This is a genomic window from Cytobacillus kochii (assembly GCF_020171845.1).
In the GTDB taxonomy this organism is placed as follows: Bacteria; Bacillota; Bacilli; order Bacillales; family Cytobacillaceae; genus Cytobacillus; species Cytobacillus kochii.
Genome location: NZ_JAIVAM010000012.1, coordinates 80,911 through 103,029 on the forward strand (window position 1 = coordinate 80,911; position 22,119 = coordinate 103,029).

General features: G+C 35.7%; 18 protein-coding genes and 1 riboswitch. Of the genes, 4 read left to right on the forward strand and 14 right to left on the reverse strand.

All coding sequences use genetic code 11. The annotated features are described in order from the left end of the window. Positions 1–135: 135 nt before the first annotated feature. The 3 genes from LCM23_RS19335 to tenA all read right to left on the reverse strand — a co-directional run bounded on the left by LCM23_RS19335 (position 136) and on the right by tenA (position 4,839). Positions 136–2,271: a peptidoglycan D,D-transpeptidase FtsI family protein gene (locus LCM23_RS19335; RefSeq protein ID WP_224938396.1), complete on the reverse strand. Its 2,136-nt coding sequence runs from the start codon at positions 2,269–2,271 to the stop codon at positions 136–138. Positions 2,272–2,568: 297 nt separating this feature from the next. After that, on the reverse strand, positions 2,569–3,849 hold the full coding sequence (locus LCM23_RS19340; protein ID WP_224938397.1) for an MFS transporter: 1,281 nt from the start codon (positions 3,847–3,849) through the stop codon (positions 2,569–2,571). Between the two features lie 300 nt (positions 3,850–4,149). Then, positions 4,150–4,839, reverse strand: a complete 690-nt coding sequence (tenA, locus tag LCM23_RS19345; protein WP_095373668.1) for a thiaminase II — start codon at positions 4,837–4,839, stop codon at positions 4,150–4,152. Between the two features lie 123 nt (positions 4,840–4,962). Next, a riboswitch (TPP riboswitch) is annotated at positions 4,963–5,072 on the reverse strand. Between the two features lie 352 nt (positions 5,073–5,424). Between tenA and trhA the strand changes: the two genes are divergently transcribed. Further along, on the forward strand, positions 5,425–6,060 hold the full coding sequence (trhA, locus tag LCM23_RS19350) for a PAQR family membrane homeostasis protein TrhA (protein WP_224938398.1): 636 nt from the start codon (positions 5,425–5,427) through the stop codon (positions 6,058–6,060). 119 nt (positions 6,061–6,179) lie between these two features. Here the strand turns inward: trhA and LCM23_RS19355 are convergent, their stop codons facing one another. The 8 genes from LCM23_RS19355 to LCM23_RS19390 form a co-directional block, all read right to left on the reverse strand. Beyond that, on the reverse strand, positions 6,180–6,926 hold the full coding sequence (locus LCM23_RS19355) for a GNAT family N-acetyltransferase (RefSeq protein ID WP_224938399.1): 747 nt from the start codon (positions 6,924–6,926) through the stop codon (positions 6,180–6,182). Positions 6,927–7,137: 211 nt separating this feature from the next. Continuing rightward, positions 7,138–8,661 (reverse strand): AbgT family transporter, encoded by a 1,524-nt coding sequence (locus LCM23_RS19360; RefSeq protein ID WP_224938400.1) that lies wholly within the window; start codon positions 8,659–8,661, stop codon positions 7,138–7,140. Positions 8,662–8,955: 294 nt separating this feature from the next. Next, positions 8,956–10,278, reverse strand: coding sequence for a hypothetical protein (locus LCM23_RS19365; protein WP_224938401.1), 1,323 nt, complete (start codon positions 10,276–10,278; stop codon positions 8,956–8,958). 77 nt (positions 10,279–10,355) lie between these two features. Then, on the reverse strand, positions 10,356–11,645 hold the full coding sequence (locus LCM23_RS19370) for an amidohydrolase (RefSeq protein WP_224938402.1): 1,290 nt from the start codon (positions 11,643–11,645) through the stop codon (positions 10,356–10,358). A 15-nt stretch (positions 11,646–11,660) separates the two neighbouring features. After that, positions 11,661–12,857 carry a M20 metallopeptidase family protein gene (locus LCM23_RS19375; protein WP_224938403.1) on the reverse strand — a complete coding sequence of 399 codons (1,197 nt, stop codon included), beginning with the start codon at positions 12,855–12,857 and terminating at the stop codon, positions 11,661–11,663. Positions 12,858–13,008: 151 nt separating this feature from the next. Further along, positions 13,009–14,061 (reverse strand): bifunctional transcriptional activator/DNA repair enzyme AdaA, encoded by a 1,053-nt coding sequence (locus tag LCM23_RS19380; RefSeq protein ID WP_224938404.1) that lies wholly within the window; start codon positions 14,059–14,061, stop codon positions 13,009–13,011. A gap of 120 nt (positions 14,062–14,181) precedes the next feature. Then, on the reverse strand, positions 14,182–14,754 hold the full coding sequence (locus tag LCM23_RS19385) for a histidine phosphatase family protein (RefSeq protein ID WP_224938405.1): 573 nt from the start codon (positions 14,752–14,754) through the stop codon (positions 14,182–14,184). A 335-nt stretch (positions 14,755–15,089) separates the two neighbouring features. Further along, positions 15,090–15,554, reverse strand: a complete 465-nt coding sequence (locus LCM23_RS19390; protein WP_224938406.1) for a GNAT family N-acetyltransferase — start codon at positions 15,552–15,554, stop codon at positions 15,090–15,092. 215 nt (positions 15,555–15,769) lie between these two features. Here LCM23_RS19390 and LCM23_RS19395 point away from each other — a divergent pair, with 215 nt between their 5' ends. From LCM23_RS19395 to LCM23_RS19405, 3 genes are all read left to right on the forward strand, one after another. Beyond that, positions 15,770–16,486: an NAD-dependent protein deacylase gene (locus LCM23_RS19395; protein WP_224938504.1), complete on the forward strand. Its 717-nt coding sequence runs from the start codon at positions 15,770–15,772 to the stop codon at positions 16,484–16,486. A 488-nt stretch (positions 16,487–16,974) separates the two neighbouring features. Next, entirely contained in the window at positions 16,975–19,191 is a 2,217-nt protein-coding gene (locus LCM23_RS19400) for an MMPL family transporter (protein WP_224938407.1), read from the forward strand. Positions 19,192–19,251: 60 nt separating this feature from the next. Beyond that, complete coding sequence (locus tag LCM23_RS19405) at positions 19,252–19,470, forward strand: methionine aminopeptidase (RefSeq protein WP_095373037.1); 219 nt, start codon at positions 19,252–19,254, stop codon at positions 19,468–19,470. A 73-nt stretch (positions 19,471–19,543) separates the two neighbouring features. On the opposite strand, the gene LCM23_RS19410 is transcribed toward LCM23_RS19405, so the two are convergent. The 3 genes from LCM23_RS19410 to LCM23_RS19420 all read right to left on the reverse strand — a co-directional run bounded on the left by LCM23_RS19410 (position 19,544) and on the right by LCM23_RS19420 (position 22,118). Continuing rightward, positions 19,544–20,638 (reverse strand): metallophosphoesterase, encoded by a 1,095-nt coding sequence (locus LCM23_RS19410; protein WP_224938408.1) that lies wholly within the window; start codon positions 20,636–20,638, stop codon positions 19,544–19,546. 159 nt (positions 20,639–20,797) lie between these two features. Continuing rightward, entirely contained in the window at positions 20,798–21,058 is a 261-nt protein-coding gene (locus LCM23_RS19415) for a hypothetical protein (protein WP_224938409.1), read from the reverse strand. A gap of 43 nt (positions 21,059–21,101) precedes the next feature. Further along, positions 21,102–22,118, reverse strand: coding sequence for a FecCD family ABC transporter permease (locus tag LCM23_RS19420; RefSeq protein WP_404826629.1), 1,017 nt, complete (start codon positions 22,116–22,118; stop codon positions 21,102–21,104). Position 22,119 lies beyond the last annotated feature (1 nt).

Here is a 22,119-nt window from a genome sequence, read left to right on the forward strand (position 1 = left end):
GGAAGCGTAACCACCTTCCCTAGCAAGAGAGAGAATAACAATTTTTTGCTTAATAGCCCCATCATCATTCACCATAAAAAACACCCCGAGTGTTAGACTTTCGGGGTGTACATCAAAAGCTCTATTCTTTTTTATTTAAAGTTCTTCATTTTCTTCGTCTTTTTGTTTAGTCTTCATTTTAAAATAAGCATCAAATACCTCATCAGCAATATGAAGGTTAATCTTGGATTTATCTGAAGACAACCATGGAATGACGACTGAAATGGCAATTTCAGGGTTATCATACGGCGCGTAACCGACAAAGGTTAAATTCCAAGTATCCGGATTTGATTGCACCTTAAGCGGCCCCCCGTAGTAAGCTTGGGCTGTTCCTGTTTTACCTGCAATCTTGTACTTTTTATTTGTAATCCCACTATTTGCTGTTCCCTGCGGATGGTTGACTACTTGGATAAACCCATCCTGTACATGTTCAATCCATGCATCCTTCATCGTAATTTTATTCAAAACATTTGGCTCAATGGATTGATAAACCGCACCAAGTTGATTATTCTCGAGATTCGGTTCACGAATTTCCTTCACAATCTGTGGTTGCATACGGTAACCACCATTTGCTATCGTTGATACATATTGTGCCAATTGTAGCGGACTATAAGTATCGAATTGTCCAATGGCAAAATCAAGCGTATTCCCTCCATTAGGAGGAATGGGTGATTGTCCTGTTACTTCACCTGGTAAGTCGATACCCGTTTTCACCCCAAGACCGAACTGGTGAAAATTATATCGTAACTTTCTAATACCTTCATCTTTATCAATACGAAGTTTACCTCGCGGAATGTATTCTTGTTGCCCACCAATTCTCATCGCTATTAAAAACATATAAACATTTGACGATTTCCTAAGGGCCGTTAGATCATTAATGGCACCAAATCCTGCCGTATTCCAAGATCGTTTAGGTTGTGTTCCGTCAAAATACAAAGGTCTATCCACCAAAACACTCCAAGGTGAGATTACCCCTTCTTGGTAACCTGCTAACACTGTTGCGCCTTTTATAGTGGAACCCATTGAATATTGACTTGTCATATTACCTAAGGCGTAATCCATGACTTCTGTTTCACCTGTTTTTTCATCTTTGACAAATTGTTTGCCAGCCATTGCGAGAACCTCACCTGTTTGTGGGTTCATCGCTGAAACGAAGCCACGATCTAAAAAGTAATTACTTCCCCTCAGACTCCGAACATGCTTTTCAATAATTTTTTCTACCTCTTGTTGGAATTCGATGTCAGTTGTTAAGACAAGGTCTTTTCCTGCTTGTCCTTCTCTTACCACATCTTGCTTTGTTACTTCACCTGTTTTATCTGTGTAATTTTTCATGATTTTCTTTTGCCCTTGTAAAACAGACTCGTATTGCAATTCTAAATAACTCTTGCCGACACGATCATTACGACTATAACCTTTAGATTGATAATATTCGAGCATTTCACTAGGTAAGCCCTCTTTTGAACTTGAAACATTTCCAAGTACAGAACTTAATGTCACTTCGCCGTCTTCGTCTTTCAAAGCATTATAACGTTCCCAGTCTACCGTTGTATCAATACCAGGTAATAGATGAAGATTCTCACTAACAAGAGCAAATTCATCTTCATTGACATTTTTGTTCTTAATAAAATGAGGTGTCAACATTCGACTACTTGCCATTTCTCGAAATATCGCTAAAACTTCTAGTTCATCCTTCTTAAAAGCATTCAGTTCTTCTTCAGTTATTCGTTCCCGCGTTCGTTTATATATTTCGTCATCTACTTCTTTTGATGACATATCACTTGCTAGCAATTTATCTTTTTCTTTATCCGATACTTTTTCTGCTGCTTCATTCGGATACTTTATTATCCAAAAGTCTTGTTTATCTCTTTCAGTAATCGCCTTCAAGTCTTCTTCCGTGTCTTTTTTAATCATCTTCGCTAAAAGCTCTGATGTCTGAATCATGTCTTCTTGTGTTGTAGATTGGGAGCGAGTATAACTTATGGCTAATTGGGGTTTATTCCCTACAACCAGTCTACCTTTACTATCATAGATCTGCCCCCTAGGTGCCGTGCTTGCTACTGGCACCTCCACTTCCCGTTCAATCTCTTTTTTATAATTCTCTCCGTAAACAATTTGAACAATACCTAAGCGGAAGATCAGAATCGAAAAGAGTATAAATACTGCAAAAAACATTAAATTAATCCGAAAAACCATTTTTTTATTTCGTTTTTTTCTTCTCTGTTCTCCCGCCATCATCAACACAACCAATCATCAAAGTATGAATGTTCTTAATTATTACTATATGTAACTATTATATTTCACAAATATGTTATCTATTAAAATTAGATTAATAATATAAACTATCTTACAACAAATATCCAATTTTTTCAATTGTTATGAAGAAATATTTGATAAAAAAAGATCAATTTTACACTTTCAGTAACATTTCTCTAAAGACGATAGATGGTGAACAAATCAGGTATCCACTCGACTGCCTTTTAAGTGATGATTGTTCTTCATTTTTTATTAGCTAAATAAAAAAATCGATTGTTAACCAACCGATTTTTTCATTTGACTCATTTGAAGTTTTTGACGATATACTGTTGGCTCATATAACATGAATACTCCAATTAACCCAATAATCGCAAAGCTTAAAGGAATATAAAGTCCATATTGATAAGCGGTTGTAACGTCAAAATTAGCAAAATGGTCCAATACTTTTCCAAAAATTGCTGGCAACAACACTGCGCTAAGAAAGCCTCCCGTATTAGCGAAACCGGAAATAAGCCCCACTTCCTTTATATGAAAGGACTGTCTAACAACTGTAAAGGTTAGAGCACTGGCACCATTTGCATAACCTATGATTACGAATAAAAGAATGAATAATAAATATGGTGGCTCTCCACCCATCAATACTAAAGTGATCCAAGCAGAAACCGACAGCATCTGCACAATGACATACGGTGCTTTGACTCTGTCAAAAAAAGTAGATAGATAGGTTGTTAATGGTGCTCCGATAATGGCACCAAATAAGCCGTACATAATTACTTCACTTGCACTTGATCGTGATAAACCGTAAATGTCCATACCATAGGGAACTGCCCAAGAGCCAATAAAGCCGATATATGTGCCCACTACACCAAAGTGACAAAGGAATGTCGCCCAAGCTTGGCGATTGACAAGTAATCTTCTTATGATGACTAATAACGGTTCATTTGTTTCTTTTTGATTTTTTTCTTCTTCCATTTGAAATTTCTTCTTAGGATATTTTATTAAAACAACATAGAGCCCCATACCAAGGGTGAATATTACAATGCCAACAATTAAAAATGGAAGTCGCCACCCTAATAGAGAAATGGTCGAACTAAAAGGAACTGTTGCTAATAAGAATCCTAAACTTCCGGTCATTCCGGCAAGTCCCACTAGCATCGAAAACTCCTGCTGCTTGAACCAAATGCTCAATACAAGAACTAAATTGACCCATATAGTAGCATCGCCAATTCCACATAATAACCTAGCAAAGATGAGCATATAACTATTATCTACCGAACTATACAGGATGGTACCTAGCCCGTTTAGCAGTGTTCCAGCGACAAGAAATACATTTGGACCAAATCTATCAGAGAATAATCCTATGGGAATTTGCAATCCAGCATAAGCAAAAAATTGAATACTCGTTATCAGCCCTATCGTTGCTGCAGTTAAATGAAATTCTTCCATTAATTGATCAGTAATTAAACCAGGTGCTGTTCTTTGACTAACCATAAATAAATAGGCTAAAAGTAAAACACCAAATACAACCCATCTGTACTTACTTTGTTGTTTATTCATTTTTAAAACGCCTTCCTCAATTTAACATTCGTCTCTCATTATACGCTTATTGTCATTATATATATATAGGAAGTTTATATGTCTATGAGGGTGGAGAAGTAGAAGTCATTTCTATTGACTAGATGAGTAGTTTTTGAAGTCCGAACTTCTTTTTAGGAAAATCCGATACGGCAAATTGTCTTTATTCCATAAACAAACCTGATACTACAACGATTATAATGGGTATAATGTTAACAGAATTGAGTTAGTATGAACTAACCTTATTCTGTTAACACTATTCCCGCTTTCATTTATGAAGTTTTATGCATATGTTTTATCACTTAGCCACTTTTCTTGGGTATAAGCCATTTCCCAAAAAGCTAATTCATATTGACAGCTAATGGTAAATGCCATTTTCATTTTTTCTTTTTCTGTTTCAGATGCAATTTCGGCAAGCCGATCAAGATGATGAATTTGTTCCAGTACAAGTTTAACAAACCATTCTCCACCGTATGTATCAATCCAGGTACGATAGATTTCTTCTTTTGGTTTTGCCCCTTTAAAGCTCTGCCCAATATCATAATAAATCCAATAACACGGAAGCAAACTAGCGATGACCTCGCCAACTGTGCCTGTCTCTGCTACACGATATAAATGGGATGTATATGCATAGGCAGTAGGAGCGGGTCTAAACTGGTTTAACTCTTCTTCAGAAACTTTTAATACCTCCATAAATTTGTTATGTAACCCTAGTTCAGCTTCATAGGTACCTTGCGCATGCGAGGCCATTCTTGAGGTCATATATAAATTCTCTGCTTTAGAAGCAGCGATTGCTTGCACACGAGCAAAATGTGATAAATAGTAAGAATCTTGTAACACATAAAAGCGGAAACACTCAATTGGTAAATCTCCCTTAGCAATTCCTTTAACGAAAGGGTGTTCAAAATTCGCTTCCCATATATCATGTACTTCTTTCCTTAACGATTGTGTAAACGTTTCTTTTGTTGTCATCATTTCTACCTCTTCTCTTTTTTTTATCGAGCATAAAAAATCCAGAAAAGCGAAAAACCACTTCCTATAAGAAAGTGGTTACTGTATACATTATTCATTTAGTTATAGTTATAATGTTAACTAAATTTATATACGCCACTTCCCTACGCTGGTATCAACCAGATCAGGTTCTAAGAGTCTTAAAGTTATTACACTTTAATCTCAGCCTTTTAAAGGCACCCCTAGTGGATTTATTCAATTATGCTTTCAAAGTTATGTTATCATCTTATCAATAAATGTCAACCTAAATGGAAACTGCAAGTTTAGTAAATAAGCAATGTCGAGCTTCTCTTTCAGTAACCATTATGAAACAAGTTGGATGAATGCTTCAACTGACGTAATACCCCGGCTTAAATTGGCATTGACTCAAGGATGGATAACACCAAATATTCTCCAAGCATTTAAACTCTCTGCCGTTAGACCAGACCCTCCCCCCTTCTCGTTCGGTGAAGTTTTTCTTTATAATGAAAGCTTTCGACTTTTTATCAGCTTAAAATATGTTTATACTAGAATTATGATTTTGGATAAAGAATGGGTGAATACTACTTGGAAACACATATTTTTTCAAAGGGAGAAGAAATCGCCAACGCGATCGTACACGGAATTGGTGCGCTATTAAGTATTGCGGCTCTGGTCATTTTAACTGTTTTTTCATCCTTATATGGAACAGCTTGGCATATTGTCAGCTTTGTTCTTTTTGGTAAAACGATGGTTATTTTATATTTCTCATCAACTTTGCTACATAGTTTACCTGCTGGAAAAGCAAAGGATGTATTTGAGATTCTCGATCATTCTTCCATTTACTTTTTTATTGCTGGAACGTTCACACCGTTTCTATTTATAACAGTTAAAGGACCCTTAGGATGGACTTTATTTGGTCTTGTTTGGGGGCTAGCGATTGCTGGTACGGTTTTCAAATGTTTTTTTGTTAAAAAGTTTTTAGTCTTCTCGACATTACTATATGTTTTGATGGGCTGGCTAATTATATTTGCCTGGGAGCCCTTGGTTACACACTTACCCACACAAGGAATGATTTTCCTCATTATCGGTGGCGTACTATACACTGCTGGTTCAATATTTTATGTATGGAGAGGATTTAAGTACCATCACGCATTGTGGCATGTTTTTGTTCTCGCTGGTTCGATTATGCATTTTTTTGCTGTTCTCTCGCTTCTACCATGATCAAAATTTACTTCTTTATAAATGATCTGCAGATGGCTACTCTCACCGCCTGCAGATTTATTAATATCCGTTTGTTGAGTTTTTATGACAATACGTGTTTAATCTAAAAAAACTACTACTTATAATAACTTCATTACTTCATAGCGAAAACTCACTTTTTTATACCCTTGTTTGCGATACATATCCTTTGGCGTGTCATTGCTGTCGGCTACAAGTATAACCCTATGATTGCTAAATCGTTTCATTACTTCATATTGCAAACTTGCAGCAATCCCCTTTAATCGGTGAGCTGGTAACACACCTACATTATCAATTTCAGCTGTACACTTATTAAAAAATACTTGTAATGAACCTGCTGGCACACCATGATCATATGCGAGTAACTGTAACGTATCTTTTGCATTATAATGATAGGAATGCATGCTTCTATTAAGATTCACATATTCCTCACCATAATCTTGATCAAAGTTTCCCTGCAATAGTAGATATTCTCGTAAATTATCATTTGTCACTTCCTCAACCACGATTTCGTTCTTTCTATCTTTATAGATAAATTGAAGAGGTTTAATTTCATATAACTCCTGACACCCGATCGTATAAAATTGTTGATAAAGGTATAATAAAACATCCTCTTTAATCATTTCGTCTGCTGGTAAATAAAACTTCAAATGTTCTTGTTTATGCTCTTTCTGATAGTCTTCTAAATACCTCTGTGCCAGTTGAAAATCTTGCAAACTAGGATTTATTTTAAATTGAATAAAGTTTGCATCATATTTAAAATAGAACTGTTTTGTGCCATAGTGATCAAAGTTGGCTTTCTCTGCTATTAAATTACCATCATGGTGTATATCTCTGAAACTAACCATTAATAAACCCACCCTCTTACTAAATTTTTGGGTAATAGTAAGACAAAATATTAAAAGAATAACTGATTTGAACTCCAAAATAACATGTCTATATTAACAATTATAGCTTCTTTTATACTTTTCCTAATAAGATTTTTATGCAAAAGACAAAATGACTCTCACTCAGAAAGCGAGAGTCATTCTACTTTAATCATTTAGCATTAATAAAATATTAGAGAAACATTCCCACCCCTGGACCAAACGGAATACCAAGTAAACCAAATAATACAAGCAAGATGACCCATGTAAAAAGGAAGGCGATTGAGTATGGTAACATCATTGAAATTAATGTCCCTAAGCCTGCCTTTTTATCATATTCTTTCATATAAGCAAGAATAATTAATATATACGGATTCAAAGGAGTTATGACATTAGTAGAAGAATCAGCAATTCTATAGGCTACTTGTACAAAAGCCGGGTTAAAACCTAATAACATAAACATTGGGACAAAGATTGGTGCTTGCAGCGCCCATTGAGCAGAGCCACTAAATATTAATAAATTTAATCCCGCTGTAAAAAATACAAATAGAATAATAACAAACCAACCAGTCAAATTTAATGAGGTAAGTAAATCCGCTCCTCTTACTGCAATTAAAGTCCCTAAATTACTCCAGTTAAAATAAGCAATAAATTGAGAAGCTGCGAAAATCAACACAATATAACCGGACATATCTTTCATTGCTGAACCCATAAACTTTGGTATGTCAGTAGATTTTTGAATCTTCTTAACAGTTACCCCATATGCGGTACCCATTACAATAAAGAATAATAGTATGATCGGAATAATTCCACTTAAAAATGTTGAAGGTATAATACCACCTTCTTCATTCCTTAAAGGCGAATTTGGCCAAAAAAGTGCTGTGAATAACACAATTAAATAAATTACACCTGCTATGACACTATTTTTTAAAGCCTTTGACTCTAATTGAGTAACTGGTTCAAACTCTTTCTTTAATTCTCCATCATATTTTCCTAACCTTGGTTCTATAATTCTCTCAGTTATCAAGCCACCGATAAGTGTTAAAATAACGACAGAAACTGACATAAAATACCAATTATCAACAGGCGATACTGATATACTAGGGTCTACTGCTTTAGCAGCTTCAGAAGTAATACCTGCTAACAGTGCATCTGTTCCACCAACAATAATATTAGCCGTAAAACCTGCTCCTACCCCAGCAAAACCTGCAGCTAAACCCGCTAACGGGTGTCTTCCCACTGTGTAAAATATCATTGCGGCTAAAGGAGGTATTAAGACAAATGCAGCATCGGAAGCAATATTACCTAAAATTCCAACAAAAAAAACTGCATAAGTGACTAATGATTTTGGCGTACTTAACATGGTTTTTTTAATCGCAGCTTCAAGTAGTCCAACTTTATCAGCAAGACCTACTCCTAGCATCATAGCGAGTACTAAACCTAGCGGAGCAAAGCCAGTAAAGTTACTGAGCATTTCAGTTAAAATAAACTGAATTCCTTCACCTGATAGTAAACTTTTAATTGCTAGCTCTTCTGAAGTTCCTGGATGAACGACAGTTACATTTAAAGAATTAATGATTGCTGACGCGATAATAACAACTATTGCCAAAAATGCAAAAATGAAAAATGGATCAGGTAATTTGTTACCTAGTTTTTCAATTCCATTTAAGAATCCAGTCATTACTCTTGACTGTTTGACTTCATGTTCTACTTTCATACATTATCCACTCCTTTAATAACGGAACTATTCCTTAACATTTCCGTTATTATATCATCACATTTATATTGTGAATAGTCTTTTTTTAATCTTTTTTGTCTTTTTTAGTAATTTTCTAATAAATATCATTTTTATTTACAAATAAAAGAATATATAGGGATTATATGGTTGATAATCATTCTCAATGTTCGCCTTTTGTTAGGTGTTATTTAACTTAAACGATAATAAAAACCTAAACAACTGGAAATAAGTGATATTTCTAGTGTTTAGGTTCAAATCATACGGATTTATTTTTTATTGTTTGGCAAACTGATTAAAGTTTAATTGGTAAATTTTTCGTGGTCTCCCTCTATGACCTGTCTCTTCTCCAATAATTTCAGCTAAACCTATCTTTTCCATCTCCATCAAGATTCTTCTTGCGTTGCGATCAGTGCTTTTTAGCCAATGAGATAAATCTTGAGAAGTGATCTTATTTTTTTGATAATGTAATGATAAAGACTCAATTTTTGCAACAACCTTACTACTTATACCTGCATCTTTAAATATTTTTTCCCAATCATTTCCGTAAATCCTTGAATGGAAACTTATTTCTTCTCTTTCATTATTAATAATCGTTAATTCTTTTTCTTCATTAACAGAGATAACGATAGGACCCTTAAATTCACGAGCATGAGAGAAAGCCATGCTCACATTTTCCTCAGCCTCTAATACCGTTAATCCAAAGCCTACACCTATGCGAACACGTAACCGACTATGAACAAAAATCTCTTCACTGATCGTCAACATCGATTGGTCTCGCATAAATAGCTCAAGTTCTCCTCGTGTAGTAAAAATATAGTGAACGCCATCATCCATCTGGACTATTGAACCATTCATTTGTTCACCAACGTCAAGCAAGACTTTTTTTAGTTCTAGTTCTTGATGCTTTAACCGGAAGGATCGCCTTCTTTCTTCACTTTCAGAAGAAGCAACGATGCGTTCGACACCAATAATGACAAGCTGTGATTTCCGGTACCATGATGCTTGCCCCTTTTCTTTAATCGTTTCTAAAGAACGTCTGACCGTTAGTTCAGATTGCTCAATGCGATAAGTTGGGATATTCATCTTCGTTAATTCTTTATACACCTTATTCAAACAAGTAATAGCCACATCGACTTTGTTACTTTCATATAATTCTTTATGAAAAGCAATAATTTCTTCAGCCGGCATATATCCATCGTAAGAATTCATCTGGAAAAGGACTCGATTCCTCACTAACGGATCGAGTCCTCTATCCATTTCTTCTTCTTGAATAGTGTCCAAGCTAAAACGCTTTTGCACTTGATCGCTATCTAAAAAAACCTTTACTAAGACAGCAAGCAGGCTCGCACCACTTAAAGGAATATAACTCGCTTCTTTTTTTGTGATCACTTTCTTGGATAATGCATAAAAATATGGCGCCTGTCCTGAAAAAAGCCACTGATCAACCCATTCTCTATTTCTAATAATAATTTGCTCAGTTTCTTCAGTCGATTCATACACAAAGGGAATAAAGTGAAGTTCGCCGTAGTCCGCCCCTGTATCTATAATCATTTTAACTGAATCCTTTGGTCCAATAACCCCCACTCGAATTTTCATCCAACGCACCTGCCTCCAACAAATTAAACAATATAGCCTTATTTTAACATGACTGGTTAAGGTTCGTTCTTTTTAACTTATTGCCATCCTAAAATCACACGACAAATTGATTCAACGGCGATAGGCAGTACCTTTTCATCATAATCAAAACATGGATGATGATGTCCAGCAGCGAGCGGTGTTCCAAATAACATATAGTTCGCCGCTCCCCCATTATTCCTCACCTTCTCTAACATAAAGGCAGCGTCTTCAGAAGCCCCTAGAGGTAATTTTGGGATCACATTTTTAATATTTGTACTGGCTTTCACTGCCTCATTAATAAAATCCACCCATTCTTCTTGATACTCTGCACTTGGCGCTTGCCCAACGATTTCAACATTTGTTGTGACATCATATAGTGCTGCACTGGCTTGAATAATTCTCATGGCTTCGAGGACCATGTACTCTTCATTAAGTTCAGTTGAAGCACCTCGGGTTTCTAATTGCATTTTCGCATAATCAGCAATGATATTTCGGCCACTTCCAGCCTCTAGTGTTCCTATATTGATGCGCGTCGCACCACCTGCGTGTCTCGTAATACCATTTAAATGTAATGAAGAGGCTGCAGCGGCTAATAGAGCATTCCTGCCTTCATTTGGCTCTAATCCAGCATGTGCTGATTTGCCAAAGTATTCAACGTTTATCTTGGTACTCGCTAAGAACTGATCTGTTGTTGCAACGATGTCACCAATGTTTAATGAGTGGATGCCTATATGTCCGCTTAAAAAGACATCGGCATCATCTAACAAGCCTTTATCCACCATCGGCTTTGCCCCTCGTCCACCTTCTTCTCCAGGTTGAAATAACAAGGTGAAACGGCCGTTTAATTGATGGCGATTTTCATGAATAAAATGCGCCACACCTAAACCAATGGCGGTATGCCCATCATGACCGCACGCATGCATATAGCCCGCTCTGTTACTATGAAACCCATGCACAAAAGGAAAATGTGCTTCATCCTCTGCTTCATTAATCGGCAGGGCATCAATATCAAATCGTAGAACAATATGTTTTCCTTTTCGACCAGTGTCGAAATAAGCTTTAAGTCCGGTAAAAGCACCTTTCATTAAATATAAATACGCTTTATTTATGCCCGCTTCCATCGCTCTTTGTTCTTCTTTTTCTATCTGATCTTCTGTTGGCAACCCCATTCTTGTATGTGGATGGAGAATCGCTTGTCCCATCTCTACTTCAAAATCAAGCTTTTCTATCTCTTCAGCAATTTTTGCAGTTGTCACATACTCTGTCCACGCTACCTCTGGATATGCATGAAACATTCTTCTCATTTTAGTTAAATACGGGGTGATGTCTTTTATGAATGCTTCCATTGAAAAAAATTCCTCCTATAAACCCTTACTTTGTAATTGTTCAATTGTATCAATGGCAACTTGAGCCATTAATTCCATACCGATCGGCAAAATGTTTTCATCAAGTTGAAAAGAAGGGTTGTGAAGCGGCTTTTGATTATTTCCTATTGAACAACCTAGCCAATAATATACACCTGGATATTCTTTTAAAAAGCGGCCAAAATCCTCTCCTGCCATTGAGGGTGCGACTTCTGGGACATTTTCCTTACCTATAAATTTTGCCGCTGTTTCCTTTACTCTTTCAGCCCATTCCGGAGTGTTTACTGTGGAAGGATAACCATCAAGGTATGTGATTTCGACACGTCCACCTAGCGCCTTAACAGTGTCTGTTACGATTTGATGAAAACGATTCTTCACTTGTGTTTTTACCTTATCTGTTAAAGTCCTTACTGTACCTTCAATAATTACTTCTTCCGCAATGACGTTATGGGCAACACCGCCAGACACCTTACCAACTGTGACTACCGCCGATTCTAGCGGATCAATGTTTCGGCTTACGATCGTTTGCAACATTGTAATTACTTGATTCGCTATAATAATTGCATCTATTGTCGTATGGGGCATACTTGCATGCCCGCCTGAACCAGTGATTTTCAAAGAAAATCGATCAGAGTTACCCATCATTGGTCCCGGTCTAACTCCTATTTGACCTGGCGGAAGGTCTGGCCATACATGCTGACCAATAATAACAGACGGTTTATATTCATCAAATACACCATCTTCCATCATGATTTTCGCTCCACCTATTGGAGACTTTTCTTCCGCTGGTTGAAATAAGAGCAAGATTGTGCCGGATATGCTGCCTTTATGTTTATTTAAAATAATTCCAGCTCCTAATAACATTGCTGCATGGCTATCGTGACCACAAGCATGCATCACACCTTTTACTTTCGAAGAATAAGAGACACCACTTTGTTCTTCAATCGGTAGGGCATCAATATCCGCTCTTAAACATACTGTCGGTCCCTGTTTTGCCCCTTTAATAATTGCTAGAATACCAGTTTTAGCAAAACCAGTTTGATATGGTATTTGATAATCGTTTAATTTCTGTTGTATTTTCGAAGATGTTTGTACTTCTTCGCCACTTAGCTCTGGATACTCATGAAGCTCACGTCTAAACAGTGTTAATTCAGTAGCTATTTCTTTTGCTTCGCCTTTAAAAGAAACGGTCATAATGATCTCTCCCTCTATCAAATCATTAAGGAAAAATTCCTTATCAATTCCGATAATACACTAAAATGAATCAAATTTGAGGGAAATCCGAGAATTTTTTAAAAATTTACGTAAATTTCTTTTGTGAATAGAAAAATATCCAATCAGTTACTCATTTTATTTCACTCTCGGTCTCTAGACGTAAAAGATGCTCCTTCCTTTCTATTCCTCCGCCATACCCACCTAATTTACCGTCTGCTTTAATCACGCGATGACACGGTATTATAATGGCTATTTGATTGGCTCCGTTCGCATTTCCGACAGCCCTCACGTAATTGCTACTTCCTAATAGCTGACCAATATCCTGATAAGATACAGTTTGTCCATAAGGAATCTTTTGCAAAAGAGACCATACTTCCAGTTGAAAAGGAGTTCCTTGAAGGAAAAGAGGGATTGTAAATTGTCGAAGTTGTTTAGCATAATAAAGCTTGAGCTGCTCTTCTAGGTTTCTATTAATCGTTGTATACCCTGGTAGAATTCGCGCATTTTGCTTGTTTCTTAAGTTTTCTATCTCTTTTTCAAGTCCACGTCTATCAACAAATTCCAATAAATATAAATACTTTTCATCACTAATACTGATCATCCGCCCTAGAGGTGTTGATAAAATATTTGCATATAATATCGATAAAGAAGCTCTCTTAGGTGATCTACCGATAATCTTTGAGAATGCATCATTAAACGCACTCGATGAATCATACCCGAGTGATACTTGTTGATCTATGACTTTTTTTCCATTTAATATTTCTTTAAAGGCGATACCCATTCTTCTTGAGCGGGCGTACTGCACAAATGTCATACCATAAATTTCTTTAAACTTTCTTCTGGCAGTTGCCGAATGGATACCAATTTCTCGAAAATCTGCTTCCTTCCATCTTTTTTCCGGGCTTGCCTCAACGGCTACAACTAATTTCTCAATTTCTTTAGGAATACTATTTGGATAGAATAATGGTGTGCACCGCTTGCAAGGGCGATATCCTGCTAATAATGCTTCCTCTGCAGTTAAGAAGAATTCACAATTCTCATACTTAGGCTTTCTTGCCGAACAGGTCGCGTGACAAAAGATACCGGTTGTTTTTATGCCTACAAAGAAAATACCATCATATTTTGGATTTCTGTCAACTAAAGCTTGATAAAACTCCCTTGCCTTTTCCTCGCCTATAACCATAGTTGCCCCCTCCTTTATTTCGGTTAATCGCTACTATAATTATAGCGAGACTAAGCAAGATTTCTTTCGAAAAATGAACAACTATTTTTATTTAAGGTTTATATCCTTTTCAAAGTCATTTCAATCATATAGATGATGGGTTATATTATATTCTTTTATGAGCCAGTCTTTTTTATTTAAAGTAATTGTATTAATGCAACCATTTAATAACCTGTCTCTTTTTTGGTGAATTTCACCTTTTGAATAATGATTTAGTAGTGTGCCAATCACCGAACCATGTGCAACAAGAAGGACTTTTTTATAAGGATATTGATAATGAATGGTTGATAAACCGATTTTTATTCTTTCCATTAATATTTTATCACTTTCATACCCCGGGATATTATGTGATGGAAACCGCTCTTTTCTTTCTTCATAAGTCATTCCCTCTGCTTCTCCAAAACATCTTTCAATAAATTCATCCATGATAACAATGGGTAATTGCAGCTTCTCATTTATAATTTCTGCTGTTTGTCGGGCTCTTTTCAAGGGACTTACAATCATTACATCTGCATCCGTTCCAGAAAAATAGTTTCCACATTGCTTCGCTTGTTGCTTTCCTTTTTCGTTTAGCATAATATCCGTTCTACCTTGAATTCTTCTCGCAGCATTCCAATCGGTTTCTCCATGTCTAATCAAACAAATCGTTGTCATTCTTTTCCCCCTCCAAAAAGTTAACGTTTTTTTCATCTTGCGTTCATAGGTTATTCATATTTTATGTGTATATTAATAATACAGCTAGGACATAAACAAATTCCCCCCCTTTTGAAATAGGGATTGAACATTGTTCAATCCCTTTCTTATTGTTTTACATACCGATTTTTCGTATTTTTTTATTCGTATGATGCACATACTTGTCCTGATATCATAAGATATTAACGAATAAAAATTTCTTTCCCGCTAAAACCAGTTTGCTTCGCCTTGTAGCCCACCTAGTGACAAAGTCTGCTCGGTGGGCGACTTTATTAGTTTTCAATTTCAAACTCGTTTTATCTATCAAGCTTTTTCTCGCTTTTTTCAAAAAAAGCCAAAGTAATATGCTCACTTACTATCTTCTCGTCCACCAATTGAAAACGATTTTTTTTATAAAAATTGACTGCTGGTGTATTTTTAGTTGCTGTCGAAACCTTCAGTTTTTTTGACTTGTTTTCATCCTCAATAAAGTTTAATAGTGCTTGTGCAACGCCCTTTTTAAAAAAGATTGGGTGGACCACTAAACGACAAACCTCTATCACATGCCTATCAATTTCGATTGATATAACCCCATATAACCGTTCTTCGCTGTAATAACCAAAAAAAGTTTCCCCACAATTTTGCAGCGTTTCTATTGTCTCTTTTAATGGGGGTAAATCATATGAACCAATAATCGAAGCTTCTATTTTATATGCTGCGATTTGAATGGAGAACACCTCTTGAGCTGACTCAAAGTCAGTAATATCAATTGTTTTTATCATTTTACAAATCCCCCAATCTATTAACTCTTATGAAGCTTTCACATTGATTAATCTGTGGTGTGTATGGCCATTATATCATCAAATTTTTAAACAAACGCTATAGTTAATATCAAATAACATCATCTAAAAACTAGCCATAGTCTGAATTTCTTTTCCTTCGATACTTGATTGTCTATAATAATAAAAAGTAATGAAAGGCGGAGATGAAATTGGATATGTTAACAAAGTGGCTGAAAAATGCACATGCAACAGTTGTTTTTACCGGGGCTGGTATGTCTACAGAAAGTGGTTTACCAGATTTCCGCTCATCTACAGGATTATGGAAGCAATTCGACCCAAAGCAATTAGCTAGTATTGACGCATTGAACAATCAGCTCAGTGATTTTATGCAATTTTATCAAGAAAGAGTGAACAGTGTACAGCTTGTAAAGCCTCATAAAGGGCATAGCATTCTTGCACAATGGGAAAAACAAGGGTTAATTGAAGGTATTATTACGCAAAATGTTGATGGTCTACATCAAGAAGCAGGTTCTACACATGTAGCAGAACTGCACGGTACTTTAAAAAGATTTCACTGTCAAAGCTGTGGGGAGACAAAGGATAGAGACGATTTTATAAAGCAACAAATCAAATGTCACTGTGGTGGTAAGATAAGACCCTCTATCGTACTATTCGGTGAGCAGTTACCAAATAAAGCTTTCGAAGATGCGTCACATCTCTCTTCATCCTGCGATCTTTTTATTGTTTTAGGTTCCTCTCTTTCTGTAGCTCCAGCCAATCAATTTCCTTTAATCGCAAAAGAAGCAGGAGCAAAGTTAATAATCATTAATGAAGAATCAACCGATCTCGATCATTATGCTGACTTAGTCATTAATGAGAGGAAGATTGGAGAAGTATTATCCGCTGTGGATCAACAATTACATAGCATTTAATTTAAGAAAATTCGATATAACATATTAAACGAGCGTTATATATTCTACTTTGTAATAAAAATCATTCGTTCATTCCTTCTATTCAGAACACGTTGTTTTACCTCGGTTAAGCTCATCTTCGCGTTTGGATTCATGTAGGCATATAATTAATTTTTTCTTCATTCTCATAAGAGAACTTCCCCACTATCAAAATTGTCATATTTCCATCATTTCATTTCTAAAATGACTAAATTTTTCAGACGGTAACCACAACGATCAAAAAAAGCCTGATAACAATAGTTATCAGGCTTCCTCCCAAGTGGGGCTTAGGATCATATACTTACTATATTATGATTCTTTTCGTTCTGCATCTATTTTGTTAAATAATCTAACATGTTTTTTTATTTTCTTTGCTTACGTTGGCTTAGGCTAAATCAAATGTCATCTAATGTTCATTCTCCGTTCAAATTAGCTAGATAGGATTGATTTTGAAGGAGATGAAACGAATAATGAAATCATTAAAAAAAATCGTGCAATTTTCCAGCAGTAAAAAAGGAGCTAAATGGGTCATATTCTTTTGGATCGTCATTATGATCCTATTAAGTTTTACTGCACCTGGTTCGAAAGAATATGCTTCAAATAGTAGTGAAAGCAGTATATCTGGCAAAATGCCATCAGAAATCGCTCAAGACTTATATGAAGAAGAATATCCATCAGATGATGGATTAACTGCTTTACTCGTTTTCCACCGTGAAGGTGGTCTTAAAGTTGAAGATCGAGAAAAAATTACTTCTTTTAGTGATTGGTTAACAACTGATGACAAGCCAGAAGCATTTTCTTCTGCCCTCCCTTTTCATCAATTTAATGAATCTATACAAAATCAAATGTTTTCTAAAGATCAATCCACTTTAATTATAAATGCATCTTTAAAAGAAAATATAGATTCTGATGTCGCTAATCAGGCATTTGACTCTTTACGTAGACAATTCACACGAATGGGAGCAACAGATATTCAGTTCGAAATAACAGGACCAGCAGGTATATCCGCTGATACAGTGACCCTTTTTAAAAATGCAGACTTTGTGCTTATGATTACAACCATCTTACTAATATTCTTTTTACTGATGGTTATTTACCGTTCACCAATCATTGCAATCATACCAGTAATAATTGCCTTAATCGCATATGGTGTGATTGACCGCATCCTTGGTATAGCAGGAAAATGGGATTGGTTTACTGTCGATAGTGCCAGTATCTCTATTATGCTCGTCCTTCTATTTGCTGTCATAACTGATTATAGTCTTTTTATTTTTTCTAGGTATCGAAGTGAATTGAAGAAATATCCTTCTCATTATGAAGCGATGCACCATGCGGCTACACATTTAGCTGAGCCTATTTTCTTTAGTGGCGGTACTATTTTAATGGCAATGCTGACATTATTTTTTACTGTTTTTAAGCCCTATAATCATTTTGCACCAGTGTTTGCTGTAGCTGTCATATTAATCTTATTAGCAGGTTTAACCTTGATTCCCAGCATGTTTGCCTTATTTGGAAGAAAAGCCTTTTGGCCATTTATTCCTCAAATGGATGCAGCAGATACTAATAAGCATCCGTTTTGGGAAAAAGCTAGTCAATTGATTGTGACATACCCAAAAAGAATGGCTGTTTTACTATTAATTATTTTTGGGCTTAGTGCTTATCAATTCAGCACGATTAGTCCTTCTTATAATTTATTAAAATCGTTTCCCGAAGATTTATCCTCACGTGTAGGTTTCGAAATCTTAGAAGAGAACTATCCAGCCGGACAATTAGCGCCGTTAACAGTGTTAGTACATCAAGATCAAATTGCGACAAACAATGTTGGAGAAAATGTAGCAAGTTTGCAGGCGTTGGCAAAAAGTATAGAAGAAACAGAAGGAATATCAACTATTTCGCCTTCCATTACAGATGAGATGGTATCTGAACAAGTATCATTACCAAAAGGTTTTCAATCAAATTCTCTAAATAGTTTTTCCTTTCAAATTATACTAGATGATCACCCTTATGAACAATCGAGTATGGATACGGTGGAAAGCTTGTTGCAACAAAAAGATGAGTTAATGAAAAATGCTGGTTTTGATTCTGAAGAAACTCAACTATATTTAATCGGACAAACGGCTAAATTAGTTGATATCCAATCGATGAATCAACGGGATACTATCGTTTTGATAACACTTGTTACCCTACTGCTGATAGGGCTACTATTAATTCAAACCAAATCATTTAAATTGGCGTTCCTTATGGTAGCAACTATTTTACTATCTTATTTTGCCTCATTAGGCTTCAGTTGGTTGATATTTAAATACTTACTAGGGCTAGATGCCATCAGCTATCGAATACCCGTCTATACATTTGTTTTTATGGTAGCCCTTGGAATTGATTATAATATTATGTTGCTAGCAAGAATTAAGGAAAGAGCACAAGAAGTTGAATGGATTCAAGCTGTGAAAGAAGGAGTGACGCTAACAGGTGGGGTCATCTCGTCTGCAGGGGTTATATTAGCAGCAACTTTTGCAGTGCTTATCACACAACCTCTACAGGAATTATATCTTTTCGGAATGACGATGGCTATTGGTATCTTACTGGATACTTTTGTTGTTCGTGGTTTCTTATTACCCACACTTCTTGTTTGGACTACTAAAAAGAGAAAGATTACTTCTAATTGTGAAGACACATTTAAAAAATAAAGTAGGTATATCTCTCCACACTTTGATGCAAACTAGTAGAAAAAGTAAGGAGGGACTTTCATGGGATTACTCAATGCTTTTAACGAGTGGCGTGAAACAAGATATGCTAATCACGTAGAGAAGATGAAAGATCTCGAAAAATGCCCTGATTGTCGTGGAAAGGGATTTCAATATTTTGCTGGTCAAGAATATATGTTTATGGACGACGATGCCTACTACTGTGCAAGCTGTAATGGCAGCGGTGAGTATGATATATGGGAAAGTAACCAAATTAAATGATATTCCTCCTGAATTTATTTAAATAGACAAACATAGGAAAACCATCTCCAGCATTATCTCTGGAGATGGTTTTTTATCGAAAATCTATTTCAATGATCATTACTTCTGATTGAGATCCTATACGTAGTGTTGGCCCCCATAATCCGAATCCTGAAGTAGTAAAAGAATGTAATTGCTCTTTTTGCATATAACCCCAATCATTCTCGAACAATTTCTCAGTAATTAAATTTGCTGGAAATAACTGCCCCCTATGTGTATGACCAGATAATATCACATCTGCTCCAGCCACTTGTGCTTCTGTAATCTCATGAGGCTGATGATCTAATACAATAACGGGTAAATCTTTTGTTTTATTCGTAGCAATAAGTTCCTCTATGGTTTTTCTATTTGGGTTCGTTAAATCCTCTCTGCCAATTACTACAAATTGGTCATTTACAATTTCTGCTTCATCCATTAAATAATGAATACCGATATCATTTAATTCCTTTTTCAACTGTTCATTATCACCACCATAATAATCATGGTTACCAGGAGAAGCAAAAACACCAAGTGGGGCTTCTAGTTTTGCCATCGTTTTATTCATTTCCTGTTCTACATATGGGGTAATATCATCATTAATAATATCACCAGGTATAAGAATAATATCAGGTTTCTCCTGGTTCGCTATTTTCACCAACTTTTCAAGATGATTATTTCCTATAATCGTACCCAGATGCAAATCTGCCGCTAATAAAACCTTTAACTTCCCTTCTTTTGCTTCTGTCGGTTGATCGATTGTTATTTGATAGTCTCTCACAATCGGAGTCCATGCATTATATGTACCATATACAAAGACAAACGTAAAAAACGCAACAATCGCCCAACCTGAGTAAGTGAAAAATTTAGCATTTTTCTTTGAAATAAAATAAAGCAAATTGATAATCGGTAATAGGAGAATACCATAGCTAACAATGACAAGCCAATATCCACCAATCCATTCAATGACCGGCAGATGAATCGCAAATCCAACAAAAAATGATATTGCAAGAAGAAAAACAACCACGATAAATGTTTTTTTGAATCGAAAAGAAAAAGTTTTACTTAACCAACGCCATGTATTAAAGCCAATATAGTAACAAGTTAAGCCGTAAATAAGTATCATTGTAATGCCAACGAACAATGTAAGCATATTTTTCCCCTTCACATTATGTATAAAGTATAGAACTGTAAAAAATATTATCAGAGACGTATGTTGAAAACAACTAATTGCTTCTTAATTACAAAAATAATGTTAAATAATTTTATTACATATATAAAAAAAGAAGCCTCCACTTTTACTGTGAAGACTTTAAGGTGTGATTTGTTTTTTGATTTGCTGTAATTCTTTTAAAGATAAACCCTCTAAAGATTGTTTAATTTCTTTTGCAATTTCCTTCTTATGTCTTTCTTCATACTCATTCCACCACTGTCTCAGTCCTTCAGTAGAATCAAGAAGATAATCAAAGTCTATCTCCTCAACTGTTTCATCTGTTAAATAATTCATTACAGCTGCAAGCATAGAGTTGAGATGGTCGATTTCCTTACTATTATTTTCTTCCGTTTTAGCCATGTGCTCATACCCTTCTTCTATTGTTAACGATAGTATGGTCGATTTAGCTTTTAATTAATAAATAAATAAAGTAAGGTGCGCCAATTGCAGAAACGACTAAGCCAATTGGAATTTCTGAAGGTGCTAAAATGGTACGTGAAACAAGATCTGAAAAGAGTAGTAACACCGCACCGACTAACGCTGAAACAGGTAATAAAATTTCGTTTCTTGGCCCTACGAGTTTTTTTGCTAGTTGAGGAGCCACTAGACCTAAGAATGAAATGCCACCACCAACAGCCACACAAGAACCAGCTAGTCCAACAGCAAGTAATAATAACCATTTTCTTTGACGATTGACATTGACACCTAAGCCAGTAGACATCGCATCCCCTAGTGTGAGAACATTTAAATACCTTGCCTTGAATAACACAATGGGTAACAGCACAATTAACCATGGTAAAAGAGCATAAGTATAACTCCAACTCACCCCAGAAATATTACCCGATAACCAAACAGTTGCTTGTGTAAAAGAACGGGGGTCCATTTTTAATTGGAGGATAATAATTAAAGCAGAAAAAGCCGCATTAATACCTATACCTACTAAGATTAACCTAATAGGTGTAACACCAGAAGACTTTTTCCACGAGAAAATATAAATCAAAAATGCTGCAAGCAGCGCCCCACATAATGCAAATATAGGCAGAATATACAGTTGTAATAACTCAGATTCAAATCTAATACCTTGTGTAAAAAAGATGTACAAAATTACAGCAAATCCAGCACCACTATTAATTCCTAATATCCCCGGATCAGCTAGACCGTTTTGAGTCGCACTTTGTAATATCGCACCAGAAACTGCCATGCCAATACCAATTAAAATGGCTAGAACAATCCTTGGTAAACGAAATTCGAAAAGGACTAAATCATATTGACCAGGTGTAGAAGATAATACACTGTTGAAAATAGCAACGGGTGAAATAAAACTGGCTCCAAAGCTCAAACTAGCAATGAATAGTAAAGCTAATAATATCGTTAGAAAGAATACAACCACTTTCCATTTTTGTTTTCTAGATTTATACATC

Coding starts and splice junctions, on each gene's coding strand:
- LCM23_RS19355 (WP_224938399.1), bottom strand. CDS start 6,926: ATGGTTAGTTTCAGAGATATACACCATGATGGTAATTTAATAGCAGAG.
- LCM23_RS19390 (WP_224938406.1), bottom strand. CDS start 15,554: ATGATAAAAACAATTGATATTACTGACTTTGAGTCAGCTCAAGAGGTG.
- LCM23_RS19340 (WP_224938397.1), bottom strand. CDS start 3,849: ATGAATAAACAACAAAGTAAGTACAGATGGGTTGTATTTGGTGTTTTA.
- LCM23_RS19420 (WP_404826629.1), bottom strand. CDS start 22,118: ATGTATAAATCTAGAAAACAAAAATGGAAAGTGGTTGTATTCTTTCTA.
- LCM23_RS19410 (WP_224938408.1), bottom strand. CDS start 20,638: ATGCTTACATTGTTCGTTGGCATTACAATGATACTTATTTACGGCTTA.
- tenA (WP_095373668.1), bottom strand. CDS start 4,839: ATGACAACAAAAGAAACGTTTACACAATCGTTAAGGAAAGAAGTACAT.
- LCM23_RS19360 (WP_224938400.1), bottom strand. CDS start 8,661: ATGAAAGTAGAACATGAAGTCAAACAGTCAAGAGTAATGACTGGATTC.
- LCM23_RS19365 (WP_224938401.1), bottom strand. CDS start 10,278: ATGAAAATTCGAGTGGGGGTTATTGGACCAAAGGATTCAGTTAAAATG.
- LCM23_RS19375 (WP_224938403.1), bottom strand. CDS start 12,857: ATGACCGTTTCTTTTAAAGGCGAAGCAAAAGAAATAGCTACTGAATTA.
- LCM23_RS19370 (WP_224938402.1), bottom strand. CDS start 11,645: ATGGAAGCATTCATAAAAGACATCACCCCGTATTTAACTAAAATGAGA.
- LCM23_RS19400 (WP_224938407.1), top strand. CDS start 16,975: ATGAAATCATTAAAAAAAATCGTGCAATTTTCCAGCAGTAAAAAAGGA.
- LCM23_RS19395 (WP_224938504.1), top strand. CDS start 15,770: ATGTTAACAAAGTGGCTGAAAAATGCACATGCAACAGTTGTTTTTACC.
- LCM23_RS19335 (WP_224938396.1), bottom strand. CDS start 2,271: ATGGCGGGAGAACAGAGAAGAAAAAAACGAAATAAAAAAATGGTTTTT.
- LCM23_RS19385 (WP_224938405.1), bottom strand. CDS start 14,754: ATGACAACGATTTGTTTGATTAGACATGGAGAAACCGATTGGAATGCT.
- LCM23_RS19415 (WP_224938409.1), bottom strand. CDS start 21,058: ATGGCTAAAACGGAAGAAAATAATAGTAAGGAAATCGACCATCTCAAC.
- LCM23_RS19380 (WP_224938404.1), bottom strand. CDS start 14,061: ATGGTTATAGGCGAGGAAAAGGCAAGGGAGTTTTATCAAGCTTTAGTT.
- LCM23_RS19405 (WP_095373037.1), top strand. CDS start 19,252: ATGGGATTACTCAATGCTTTTAACGAGTGGCGTGAAACAAGATATGCT.